Annotated in this window: 8 protein-coding genes and 2 tRNA genes; 7 read left to right on the top strand and 3 right to left on the bottom strand. The window is 63.9% G+C overall.

Annotated elements, in window-relative coordinates; translation table 11 throughout:
* The first annotated feature begins 106 nt into the window (after positions 1 to 106).
* The 3 genes from ACZ1JC_RS21080 to mfd all read left to right on the top strand — a co-directional run bounded on the left by ACZ1JC_RS21080 (position 107) and on the right by mfd (position 4,431).
* Positions 107 to 529, top strand: coding sequence for a baeRF12 domain-containing protein (locus ACZ1JC_RS21080; protein WP_465138306.1), 423 nt, complete (start codon positions 107 to 109; stop codon positions 527 to 529).
* 46 nt (positions 530 to 575) lie between these two features.
* On the top strand, positions 576 to 857 hold the full coding sequence (locus tag ACZ1JC_RS21085) for an FAD assembly factor SdhE (RefSeq protein WP_465138305.1): 282 nt from the start codon (positions 576 to 578) through the stop codon (positions 855 to 857).
* Between the two features lie 103 nt (positions 858 to 960).
* Positions 961 to 4,431 (top strand): transcription-repair coupling factor, encoded by a 3,471-nt coding sequence (gene mfd, locus ACZ1JC_RS21090; RefSeq protein ID WP_465138304.1) that lies wholly within the window; start codon positions 961 to 963, stop codon positions 4,429 to 4,431.
* Positions 4,432 to 4,433: 2 nt separating this feature from the next.
* Here mfd and ACZ1JC_RS21095 read toward each other — a convergent pair whose 3' ends face one another.
* Entirely contained in the window at positions 4,434 to 5,756 is a 1,323-nt protein-coding gene (locus ACZ1JC_RS21095) for an EAL domain-containing protein (RefSeq protein WP_465138303.1), read from the bottom strand.
* Between the two features lie 104 nt (positions 5,757 to 5,860).
* On the opposite strand from ACZ1JC_RS21095, the gene ACZ1JC_RS21100 reads away from it, so the two are divergent.
* The 4 genes from ACZ1JC_RS21100 to ACZ1JC_RS21115 all read left to right on the top strand — a co-directional run bounded on the left by ACZ1JC_RS21100 (position 5,861) and on the right by ACZ1JC_RS21115 (position 9,348).
* The gene (locus ACZ1JC_RS21100) at positions 5,861 to 6,640 is read left to right on the top strand and encodes an NAD kinase (protein ID WP_465138302.1); all 780 of its coding nucleotides are present in this window, start codon (positions 5,861 to 5,863) and stop codon (positions 6,638 to 6,640) included.
* Positions 6,641 to 6,797: 157 nt separating this feature from the next.
* Positions 6,798 to 6,872 (top strand) — tRNA-Asn (locus tag ACZ1JC_RS21105).
* 80 nt (positions 6,873 to 6,952) lie between these two features.
* A tRNA-Asn gene (locus ACZ1JC_RS21110) sits at positions 6,953 to 7,027 on the top strand.
* Positions 7,028 to 7,308: 281 nt separating this feature from the next.
* Positions 7,309 to 9,348 carry a TonB-dependent siderophore receptor gene (locus ACZ1JC_RS21115; RefSeq protein WP_465138301.1) on the top strand — a complete coding sequence of 680 codons (2,040 nt, stop codon included), beginning with the start codon at positions 7,309 to 7,311 and terminating at the stop codon, positions 9,346 to 9,348.
* Positions 9,349 to 9,450: 102 nt separating this feature from the next.
* Here ACZ1JC_RS21115 and secA read toward each other — a convergent pair whose 3' ends face one another.
* Both secA and ACZ1JC_RS21125 read right to left on the bottom strand, forming a co-directional pair.
* Entirely contained in the window at positions 9,451 to 12,189 is a 2,739-nt protein-coding gene (gene secA, locus ACZ1JC_RS21120) for a preprotein translocase subunit SecA (protein WP_465138300.1), read from the bottom strand.
* Positions 12,190 to 12,299: 110 nt separating this feature from the next.
* Positions 12,300 to 12,578 carry a hypothetical protein gene (locus tag ACZ1JC_RS21125; protein ID WP_465138299.1) on the bottom strand — a complete coding sequence of 93 codons (279 nt, stop codon included), beginning with the start codon at positions 12,576 to 12,578 and terminating at the stop codon, positions 12,300 to 12,302.
* Between the last annotated feature and the right edge of the window lie 59 nt (positions 12,579 to 12,637).

Below are 12,637 nucleotides of genomic sequence, written 5' to 3' on the forward strand. Positions count from 1 at the left end.
TCAGCCTCTTAGCGTGACTATGGCGCGTTTCGCCAGACCATTGGGGAACGGATTTGCGGACAGCCTCGTTGGCGAAAGTGAACCCACCAGCAAAGGAGAGACTTCCATGCTTCTACCGCACGGAACCGTTTTCGCGATCGTCGATGGCGAGAATTTCGAACTCTACCGCAATTCGGGCGCGGAAGCCGTCCCCAAGCTCACCGCGATCGATCCTCCCGCGCTGGAGGCCACCAATTTCAGCGCCGGTGCCCGCCGCAATGATGCGCCCAAGCGTCATCAGGCCCGCACCGGCGATGGCAGCAACGATTCGCTGGACGAAAGCGCCCATGCCGCCGCCGTGGCCGGATGGCTCAACCAGCAGGTTCTGGAAGGCGAAATCGCGGAACTGGTCATCGTCGCCGACCCGCGTTCGCTGGGCGAGATGCGGCGGCATTATCACAAGGAACTGAAAGCGTCGCTGCGCGCCGAAGTGCCCAAGACGATGACAGGCCGCCCGGTCAGCGAGATCATCAAGGTGATCCAGCGCTAATACCCAAAACTTGCTCATGACCGCGCCGTATCGTAACGGCGCGGTCATGACCGAACTCACCCCCGAGAGGCAGGGCCGGCTCGCCCGCCTCAAGTTCCGCGCCTGGCATCGCGGCACGCGCGAGGCCGACTACATGATCGGCTGCTACTTCGACAAATTCCACGCCGAATGGACCGAAGCCGAGATCACCCTCTTCGAAACGATGATCGAGGAAGAGGATGTCGACATCATGGCATGGGCGCTGGGCACCCAAAGCATTCCCGAGGAATATCGCGGCCCCTTGATGGACCGTATGATGAAGCTCGATTACGTCGATATCCCGCGCTGATGCTTCGCCGCATCGACAAGCCGGGAACTCAGCAGGAGCGGCGGATGAGCCCATCTTTCAAACCCGCTCAGCCTGAGCTTGTCGAAGGCCCCGCACGACACGCATGACCGATTTCCAACGCATTCTCTCGGCGACATCGCCCCTTACCCTCGCTTCGGTAACGCGCGGTGCCCAGCCGCTGGTCATGGCGGACCTTGCCCGGGCCGCGAAAGGCCGGGCGGTGTTCATCGCCGACAACGAAAGCGCCATGCGCGCCGTTGCCGAGGCCGCGCAGTTCTTTGCGCCGGAACTGGACGTCATCGAATTCCCCGCGTGGGATTGCCTTCCCTACGACCGCGCCAGCCCTGCCCTTTCGGTCAGCGCGCGTCGTCTGGCCGCGCTGCACCGGCTCCAGCTGAAGCGCACCGGGCCGCAGCTTCTGGTCACCACCGCCAATGCCGTGCTCCAGCGCGTGCTGACGCCGTTCCGCATTCGCGAATCGGTGCGCTTGCTCAAGCCCGGCGCGGAAATCGGCCACGAAAGCCTGATCGCGCTGCTGCGCCGTCAGGGCTACCAGCGCAGCGACACCGCCATCGACGCGGGCGAGTTCGCCGTGCGTGGCTCGATCTTCGATATCGTGCCCTCCGGTCTGGAAGGCGGCCTGCGCCTCGATTTCTTTGGCGACGAGCTGGAAACGCTGCGCCTGTTCGATACCGGCACCCAGCGCTCCACCGGCACCGTCCCCGATCACCTGCTGCTGCCCGCCAGCGAAGCGCTGGTGGACGAGGACAGCGTCAAGCGCTTCCGCAGCCGCTATCGCGAGATGTTCGGCGCCAATGCCACTGCGGACCCGCTCTATCAGGCCGTCAGCGACGGCCGCCGGCTTGCCGGCATGGAACACTGGCTGCCGCTGTTCGAAGACCGTCTGGTCACGCTGTTCGATCACCTTTCGGACGACGACCTGCTGGTGATCGACAGCCCCGCACTGGGCGCCGCGGACGAGCGCTTCACCGACATCGCGGACTATCACAAGGCCCGCCTCGAAACCTCCGGCCAGAAGGCGGGATCGTACCGCCCGCTGGCGACCGATGCGCTCTATCTGGGCCGCGAGGAGTTCGAACAGGCCGTTGCCGCCTTCCCGGTCCACCGCGCCGATCCCTTCGCGCAGCCGGAAACCAAGACGGTCATCGATTTCGGCTTCGGCAATGCCCGCGACTTCACGCCCGAGCGTGCGCGCGGCGACAATGCCTACGAGGCTGCCGCCAAGCACCTCCATGCCGTCGCCAAGACCGGCCGCAAGGCGATCCTCGCCGCTTATTCGACTGGCAGCCGCGCCCGCCTCGTCTCGATTCTGGGCGAGGCGCAGGGGCTGGCACCCAAGTTGGCCGAAACCTGGCAGGAAGCGCTCGGCCTTGCCGTGCAGGGCCGCTCTGCCGCGCTGGTGCTGCCGCTGGAGACCGGCTTCTCCAACGATTCGGTCGAAGTCGTCACCGAGCAGGACATTCTGGGCGACCGCCTTGTCCGCCGGAAGAAAAAGAAGAAGGATTCGGACGCCTTCCTCGCCGAACTGGCGGCACTGACGCCCGGCGACCTGATCGTCCACATGGACCACGGCATCGGTCGCTACGAAGGCCTGCAGTCGATCCCGGTCGGCAAGAGCCCGCACGACTGCGTGATGCTGACCTATGCAGGCGGCGACAAGCTCTACATCCCGGTCGAAAACCTCGACGTGCTCTCGCGCTACGGCAGCGAGGCGGAAGGCGTCGCGCTCGACAAGCTGGGCGGCGAAGCATGGCAGAAGCGCCGCGCCAAGCTGAAGGAACGCATCCGCGAGATCGCGGGCGAACTGATGAAGACCGCCGCCGCGCGCGCCCTGCGCGTCGCGCCCGCACTGCTGCCTGAAAAATCGAGCTACGACCAGTTCGTGGACCGTTTCCCCTGGCAGGAAACCGAGGATCAGGAACACGCCATCGACGACGTGCTCGGCGATCTGGCCGAGGGTAAGCCGATGGACCGCCTCGTCTGCGGCGATGTCGGCTTCGGCAAGACCGAAGTCGCCCTGCGTGCCGCCTTCGTCGCCGCGATGGCGGGCCAGCAGGTCGCCGTCGTCGCGCCGACCACCCTGCTCGCGCGCCAGCACTATTCGAGTTTTGCCGAGCGCTTCAACGGGTTTCCTCTGGAAGTGGGCCGCCTTTCGCGCCTTGTGCCCGAAAAGGAAGCCAAGGCGACGCGCGAGGGCCTGACCGCAGGCACCATGGACGTGGTCTGCGGCACCCACGCGATTCTTTCGAAAACGGTCAATTTCAAGCGCCTCGGCCTCGTCATCGTCGACGAGGAACAGCGTTTCGGCGTCAATCACAAGGAGCGCCTGAAGCAGTTGCGCACCGACGTGCACGTGCTGACGCTCACCGCCACGCCGATCCCGCGCACGCTGCAGATGGCGATGTCGGGCCTGCGCGAACTTTCTACCATCCAGACTCCGCCGGTAGACCGCCTCGCGGTGCGCACTTACGTGATGGAATGGGACGAGATGGTGATGCGTGAGGCTCTGCTGCGCGAACATCATCGCGGCGGCCAGAGCTTCATCGTCGTGCCGCGCATTACCGACATGGCCGAAGTCGAGGAATGGCTGGCCAAGAGCGTGCCCGAAGTGAAGGTCATCTCCGCCCACGGCCAGATGAGCGCCGGCGAAGTGGAAGAGCGCATGAGCGCCTTCTATGAGGGCAAGTACGAGGTGCTGCTCTCGACCACGATCGTCGAGAGCGGCATCGACATTCCGCGCGCCAACACGATCATCATCCACCGCGCCGACCGTTTCGGCCTTGCCCAGCTCTATCAGCTGCGCGGGCGCGTGGGCCGATCCAAGCTGCGCGCCTATGCCTATCTGACCACGCCTGCGGGCCGGGCTCTGTCTGAGGTGGCCGAAAAGCGCCTTAAGGTCTTGAGCGACCTCGATTCGCTCGGTGCGGGCTTCCAGCTTGCCAGCCACGACCTCGACATTCGCGGCGCCGGCAACCTGCTGGGCGATGAGCAGTCGGGCCATATCCGCGAGGTAGGTTTCGAACTCTACCAGTCGATGCTGGAAGACGCGATTCTCGAAGCCCGTGCAGGCGGCGTCGGGCTGGAGAAGGACACCTCGGGCCTGTCTCCTCAGATCACGGTGGAAGCGCCGATCATGATCCCGGAGGACTACGTTCCCGATCTGGCCGTCCGCATGGCGCTCTATCGCCGCCTCAACGATGCCGACAGCAAGGACGAGATCGAATCGCTCTCGGCCGAAATGATTGACCGTTTCGGGCCACTGCCGCAGGCCACGGCGAACCTGGTCCAGCTTATCCAGATCAAGCGGCAGGCGATCGAGGCGCATATCGCCAAGATCGACGTGGGGCCGCGCGGCACGCTGGTCAGCTTCCACAACGATAGCTTCCCCAACCCGGTGGGCTTGATCGCCTACGCCGAGCGGCTTCAGGGCGCGGTCAAGCTGCGGCCGGACAACAAGCTGGTTCTGCAACGCGCCTGGGGCGACCCCAAGAGCCGCCTCAACGGCCTGCTGCAACTGACCAAGGGCCTCGCGGCGGTGGCGCGGAAGGGCTGACTTTATCCCGAGGAGCGCGCCAGCTTGGCGAACATTGCCACGCTCATCGGCTGCGCGCGCAGGAAGCCCTGATAATACGTGCAGCCCTCTCGCGCGGCGACCTTGCGCTGGGCTTCTTCCTCGATGCCTTCCGCAATCACCTCAAGGTCCAGCGCTTTGGCCATGGCGACGATGGCGCGCAGCACGGCCACGTCGCGCTTGTCGCTCGTGATGCCGTCGATCATCGAACGATCGAGCTTGAGGTAATGGATCGGCAGGACCTTGAGGTAGCGGAAGTTGCAGAACCCCGCGCCGAAATCGTCCAGCGCGATGCGGATCCCCTGCGCGGAGAACTCCGCCATGATCTGCGCGGCCTGGGTAATATCGCCGATCAGGGCCTGCTCGGTCACTTCAAGCGTCAGCCGGCGCGGCGCGAAACCGCTGGCCCGCACCAGATCGAGCATCTGGCGCGTATAGTTCCCGAAGGCGAGGTCCGCCGGGGTGACATTGATCGAAAGGCGCAGGTTCTTCGGCCAGCTTCCCGCCGCCGAAAGCGCCTTGGTGGCGATATGGCGGGAAAGCGGAGCCATGTGGTCCGCCCTCTCGGCAATCGCGAAAAGCGCGCCGGCGCCGATTCGGCCCAGTTGCGGATGCTTCCAGCGCGCCAGCGCCTCGGCCCCGGTCAGCCGGTCGTCGGCAAGGCTGAACTGGGGCTGGAACAGAATCTCGATCTCGTCGCGATCGATCGCGCCTAGCAGGTCCGCTTCCAGTTGCGCGGCGGAATGACCGGGCGGGCTGGCCTCTCCATCGGCCCAGGCCAGCATCGTTCCCTGCTGATCGCGCAGCGAATCCAGCGCGTGACTTAGGCGATCCAACATAGAATCCACGCTTTCATCAGCCAGAGTTCGCACCAGCGCGATGCGCGGCGACAGGCGAAGGACGCCCGAAGGCACGGTGACCGGGCGCGAGACCGCCTCGGCAAGCTGATCGGCGATCAGTTGCCAGCGTTCGCGGCTGCACGCCTCGTTGGCGACCAACATGAAGGAGCCGCCACCGGCACGCGCCAGCAGCCAGTACCCGTCCAGTTCCTCACCGGCAAAATGCGCGATGCGGCTGGCGACTTCGGCAAGCGCGCCGTCACCTGCGTCGGCGCCATAGGCCATATTGATCGCGTCGAGCCGGCGCAGGCCCAGCAGCATCGCGTGGATGTGTGCCGAGCCCGATTCGTCGCCCAGACGCCATCCCGCAACGCGCTCTCGCACGGCATCCAGTCCGGGAATCCCGGTCAACCTGTCTTCAAGCGCCCGGGCCTTGCCCTGTGGCGCCCCATCCCTTCTTGAGCCCATGGCCGCCTCCTTAGCGCAACGCCCTTGCCAAAGCCTTCAAAATTCGAAAGGTCCGCCGGAAGGATGACGGAGGCGCAATCGCCGCGCCTTTGAGGAATATGAAAATGACTGAAGAACCCCGGCTGGCCCTAATCGTCTCTGACAGCGCGAAGGCGCAGGAAGGCGCGGAGGCCCTGCGCGATGCCCACAAGTGGGTCAGCCCAGAAGAAGCGGACGTGCTGGTCGTCATGGGCGGCGACGGCTTTCTGCTGCACGTCCTGCACGAAATGCTGGATCGCGACAGTATCAAGCCGGTTTACGGCATGAACCTGGGCACCGTGGGCTTCCTGATGAACGGCCCGCACGATCACATCCCGATCATCCACCGGGTGATGGAGGCCCACCGCGTGCCGGTGACGCCGCTGCGCATGTACGCAGTCAGCAACGACGGGCGCGAGTACAAATACTACGCGATCAACGAAGTCTCCCTGCTTCGCGAAACGCGCCAGACCGCCAAGCTGGAAGTGCGCATCAACGGCCGCGTTCGGATGGAGGAACTGGTGGGCGACGGCGTGCTGGTGGCAACGCCGGTGGGCTCCACCGCCTATAACCTTTCCGCCGACGGCCCGATCCTGCCGCTGGGCGCGCCGATGCTGGCGCTAACGCCGCTCAGCCCCTTCCGTCCCCGCCGCTGGAAAGGCGCTATCCTGCCCGAAAGCGCCGAAGTGGAATTCCACGTCCGCGAATCCGAAAAGCGCCCCGTCGCCGCCGTGGCCGACCAGAAGGAAGTCCGCGATGTGAAGTCGGTGCGAATCCGTGCCACTTATGAAAAGGAACTGACCCTTCTGTTCGACCCCGGTTTCACGCTGGAGGAACGCATTTTCGCCGAACAGTTCCAGGTCTGAAACCCCACGCAAAACGGCGAATTCCCGGGCGCTTGCGTATAAAATCGCAGGCTGTGGAAAAATTTTCGCAGCATTTTGGTCGTGATCAGGGTTGCCAATCCCGATGGCACTGTTATAGGCGCACCCCTGCCCGCCGGTGGAGACACTGATAGGCCGGTCCCCGATAGCTCAGCGGTAGAGCATTCGACTGTTAATCGAATGGCCGTAGGTTCGAATCCTACTCGGGGAGCCACTTCTTTCTGAAGGGTTCGAAGCGGTGCCCAGGCATCGGAAGCAACTCTTCCGCCCACGGTGGAAACACCGTCAGGCTGTTCCCCGATAGCTCAGCGGTAGAGCATTCGACTGTTAATCGAATGGCCGTAGGTTCGAATCCTACTCGGGGAGCCATGCCTCCTGCCCGGTGTCGGCTTGCGCGCCATCTCCACATTAATCGACGGCCTTCCACCACCTGTGGCGGTGAAACCACGCCTGCGCGCTGAAAGCCCCTTGGCGTTGACATGCAGCAATGTGCCTCTATGCACGCCGCTATTGCAAGTCAGTCGCATTATCGAAGGAGATTTTAAGTGCCCATCAAGCAGGGGGTCGCGCAGGGGGCCCGGTCGGCAAGCCGTCATCATCGCAAGGTTTTTCGCGCCGCAACATCGCGGATTGCAATGGCGGCGCCCCTGATGGCAGCCGCGGCCATCGCCTTTGCGCCAGCCGCATGGGCCGATGAAGCGGACGAAAACGCCCGCGACCGAGAGATTCTGGTGACCGGCACGGCAACGGACTACGGCGTGGACACGCAGAACAGCACGACGCGCCTCAACATCTCGCTGCGCGAAACCCCGCAGGCGGTGAGCGTGATCACCCGTGCCCAGATCGATGATTTCGGCCTCAACACCGTAGACAGCCTGCTCCGTCGCGCCACCGGCGTGAACGTGGACAGCGCCGAGACCGACCGCACCTATTACAACGCGCGCGGGTTCGACATCGTCAACTTCCAGTTCGACGGGATCGGCCAGCCGCTCAGCTACGGCCTCCAGAACGGCCAGATCGATACCTCGATCTTCGAGCGCGTGGACATCGTGCGCGGCGCCACCGGCCTGCTCTCACAGACCGGCAACCCCTCCGCCGCGATCAACTTCGTGCGCAAGCGCCCGACCAAGGATCTGGGCGGCACTGCCAGCCTCAGCTACGGTTCCTACAACGAGATCCGGGGCGACGTGGACGTCAACACCCCGCTGAACGAGGATGGGTCCATCCGCACGCGCTTCGTCGCGTCCTATCAGGACGGCGATTCCTACCTCGATTACTACCACACCTCGCGCCTGACGCTTTACGGCGTCGCCGCCGCCGATCTCGGCCCGAACACCGTCGCCACGGTGGGCTATTCCTGGCAGGAAAGCGATCCGCGCGGCGTCAGCTGGGGCGCCCTGCCCTTCACCAATCTGGACGGAACGCCCGCGACTTATCCGCGCTCGACCAATTCGGCGCAGCCCTGGTCGACCTGGTACTCGCTGGACCGCAACCTGTTCGGCGACGTGACCCACGATTTCGGCAATGGCTGGGTCGGCAAGGTTTCCGTGCTGCGCCGCGCGCGCAATCAGGATTCCAAGCTGTTCTACGTCTATTACGGTGCGGATTCGCTGGTCGCCTATCCCGGCGCCTATCTCGACAAGCTGCGCGAGACGACGGTCGATGCCAACATCACCGGCAAGATCAATGTCGCCGGGCGTGAGCATGACGTGGTTCTGGGCGTGAACTACGGCCAGTCGAGACTGGTGGAGCAGGAATCGGTCGATGCCGACGCGATCGGCACCCCGCTGCCCGGCAACACCGCCTTCGAAGGCAGCTTCCCCTATCCGAACTGGGGCGACTACAGCGTCACGGCCGATTACACGACCAAAATCGCCAGCGCCTACGGCCTTGTCCGCCTGTCACTGGTCGATCCGCTGAAGCTGATGCTGGGCGCCAACGTCACCAATGCGAAGCGCAGCGGCAGCAGCTATGACGCGCCGTTCGATTTCGACAAGACGAAGTTCCTGCCCTTCGCCGGCCTGACTTTCGACCTCACCCACAACCTCACCGCCTATGCCAGCTATGCGACGATCTTCAGCCCGCAGGTCTACCTGACGGCCGATCATTCGAACATCGCGCCGCTGGAGGGCAAGACGTACGAGGCGGGCATCAAGGGTGAATGGAACGGCGGCAAGCTGACCGCCGCCGTCGCCGTGTTCAAGACGCAGCAGGACAATGTCGCCCAATCGATCGGCTTCGATCCCGACATTCTCCAGACGATCTACGAAGCCGTCGATGCCAAGTCGCACGGCGTCGAGGTGGACGTCTCCGGCGAAGTGTTCGCCGGGATGCAGCTTTCGGGCGGCTATGCCTGGACCGATATCGAGGATGACGCAGGCAACAACGCACGCGCCTTCATCCCGCGCCATACGGTACGTCTGAATGCCAGCTACACCCCGCAGTTCTTCAACGATCTGCGTCTGGGCGCCTCCGCCCGCTATCAGAGCAAGATCCACAACGACTACATCGCGCAGTCCGAGTATGTGATCTTCGACTTGATGGCCCGCTATCAGGTGACCAAGAACGTCTCGCTCGCGGTCAATCTCGATAACCTGACCAACGTGAAGTACTGGACCAGCCTCCAGTGGGATCAGGCCTATTACGGCGCGCCGCGTACCGTGCGCGGCACGCTGGGCGTCAGCTTCTGACATAGAGAAAGGGGCCGCGGCGCTGTGCCACGGCCCCTTGAAGAGCTCTCCAGGGAACGGCGGTCGCTGCAGATGCAGCGGCCGCCGTTTTCCGTTTCCGCCTTACGCCAGAGCGCCGTGGCAGTGCTTGTACTTCTGGCCCGAACCGCAGGGGCACAGCGCGTTGCGGCTGATCGGCAGGTCCGCATAGGGATTCTCACCCGAAGCGCCCGCACCGACGCCGGCCTGCGGGCTGCCCGCCAGCGAACCGAACAGTTCGGGCATCAGCGCCGAACCGTCGCCGTCGTTCGAGTTGTCGATGCCGGTCAGCGGATCGATGTGGCCGGTCAGGAAGTCCGGCAGTTCCGGAAGCTGCACCGGCTCTGGAATCTGCAGCTGGCTGACCGAGAGAATGCGGGTCACGTCCTCGCGGATCGTTTCCAGCATGCGTTCGAACAGGCCGAAGGCTTCGGTCTTGTACTCGTTGATCGGCGTCTTCTGGGCATAGGCGCGCAGGAACACCACCTGACGCAGCGCGTCCAGCGTGGCGAGGTGCTCCTTCCAGTAGTGGTCGATACGGTCGAGCAGGATCGACTTTTCGACCTGACGCCAGATCGCCGGATCGTCGTTCGCCATCTTCTCGGCCATGTGCGCTTCGGCCATGGCGGCAATGCGCTCCTCGACGAGTTCGGGATCGATGCCGTCCTCGTCGATCCACGCGTCAAGCGGCACCTCCAGGGAGAGCAGTTCGGCCGCCTTGGCCTTGAGGCCCTCGACATTCCAGTGCTCGGGGTACGAACCCTGCGGGCAGGCATCTGCAACAATGGTGTTGACGGTGTCAGTGCGCATGTCGACCACGACATCGTCCACGGTCTCGGCATCCATGATGTCCGAACGCTGCTCGTAGATCACCTTGCGCTGGTCGTTCATCACGTCGTCGTATTCGACGACCTGCTTGCGCACTTCATAGTTGCGCGCCTCAACCTTCTTCTGCGCGGTCTCGATCGCCTTCGACAGCCACTTGGACCCGATCGCCTCGCCATCGGCCAGGTTGCTGTTCATCATCTTGGCGAACAGCGTGTCCGGACCGAAGATGCGCAGCAGATCGTCCTCAAGGCAGAGGTAGAACTTCGAAAGGCCCGGATCGCCCTGACGGCCCGAACGGCCGCGCAGCTGGTTGTCGATGCGGCGGCTTTCGTGACGCTCGGTACCGATCACGCAGAGACCGCCGGCGGCCAGCACCAGACGCTTCTGCTCGCCGACTTCCGCCTTGATCTTGGCAATGGCTTCGTCGCGCTCAGGCCCTTCGGGCATGTCGCGCAGCTCGTCCTCGACGCGGAACTCGACGTTGCCGCCGAGCTGGATGTCGGTACCGCGACCGGCCATGTTGGTGGCGATCGTCACGGCGCCAAGGCTGCCTGCCTGCGCGACGATATGCGCTTCCATCTCGTGGAAACGGGCATTCAGCACCGAGTGCTTGACGCCTTCCTTGGTCAGGAAGTCCGACAGCAGTTCCGACTTCTCGATCGACACCGTGCCGACGAGGACGGGCTGGCCGATCTCGTGCTTTTCGCGGATCAGCTTGGCGATGGCGCCGAACTTGTCGAGCGTGTTCTTGTAGAACTCGTCTTCCTCGTCGATGCGCTGGATCGGCACATTGGTCGGGATGGTGACGACGTTCATCTTGTAGATGTCGTAGAACTCGGCCGCCTCGGTGGCGGCCGTGCCGGTCATGCCCGAAAGCTTCGGGTACATGCGGAAATAGTTCTGGAAGGTGATCGAGGCGAGCGTCTGGTTCTCCGGCTCGATCCGCACGCCTTCCTTGGCCTCCACCGCCTGATGCAGGCCGTTCGACCAGCGGCGGCCGTCCATCATGCGCCCGGTGAACTCATCGATGATGACGACCTTGTCGTCCTTCACGATGTAGTCCGTATCGCGCTTGAACATGACCACGGCCTTCAGGCTCTGGTCGAGATGGTGAACCACCTGCGTGTTCTCGACGTCGTAGAGGTTCGAACCGACCAGCAGGCCGGCGGCTTCGAGCATACGCTCCGCCTTTTCCACACCGTCTTCGGTCAGGCTGATGTTCTTGGTCTTCTCGTCGGTCTCGTAGTCCTCCGGAAGGAACTGCTTAACGACGGCATCGACCTGGATGTAGAGTTCCGATTTGTCGTCGGTGGGGCCGGAGATGATCAGCGGCGTGCGCGCTTCGTCGATCAGGATGGAGTCGACTTCGTCGACGATCGCGAAGTTGAAGGGGCGCTGCACCATCTGGGTGCGCTCATGCTTCATGTTATCGCGCAGGTAGTCGAAGCCGAACTCGTTGTTGGTGCCGTAAGTGATGTCGGCGCCATAGGCTTCGCGGCGTTCGTATTCGTTGAGGTTGGGCACGATCACGCCGACGGTGAGGCCCAGGAAACCATGCAGCTTGCCCATCTGCTCCGCGTCGCGGCGGGCGAGGTAGTCATTGACGGTGACGACGTGGACGCCCTTGCCTTCCAGCGCGTTCAGGTAGGTCGCGGTGGTTGCGACGAGGGTCTTGCCCTCGCCCGTGCGCATTTCCGCGATTTCGCCGCGGTGGAGCACGATGCCGCCGATCAGCTGCACGTCGAAGTGACGCATGCCGAACACGCGCTTCGAGGCTTCGCGCACGGTGGCGAACGCTTCCGGCATGATCTGGTCAAGCGTGCTGCCTTCGGACAGCTGGTGACGGAACTTGGCGGTCTGCGCGGCCAATTCGTCGTCGCTCATCGCCTCAAGGACGGATTCGAAAGCGTTGATCTGGGCGACGATCTTGTCGAGCGACTTGACGTAGCGGTCGTTGGACGAGCCGAAAATGGACTTGGCGAGTGCGCCGAACATGGCGGAAATCCCTGTTTTTCGTTTTAAGTCATGAAAGTCGGATATGCGCGCAGCCGCCCTTGGCGGAGCGCGTGAATAGGTTTCGCGAAGGTGCGAATGAAGCCGGCGCGCTATTCGCGCGCGCGGTCTATCCCGGTCAGAACCGAAGGCACCGCCGGCGAATCCGGCACCGCGACAAGCGGCGGCGCGTGGCGGCGAGTGTTGCGCAGGCCCGGTTCGGGCAATTGCGCCAGGGCAACCGGCGCGCGCGGCGCCTTGGCGGCCACGGCAGCTTCGGTAAGTACCACCTGCAGGCTGGCTACCTGCGACGCACGCGCCTCGGCAGGGCCGATCTGCGCGGCAAGGCCCGTAAGAAGGGCCAGCAGGGTGAGTAGCAGGCGGTTTGCCATGGCGGATCAGATAGGGACCGCTTTCCGCCCTGTCCACACAAGAGAGCGCCGTAGCCCGA

The organism is Sphingomonas sp. BL-S-28 (assembly GCF_055521515.1).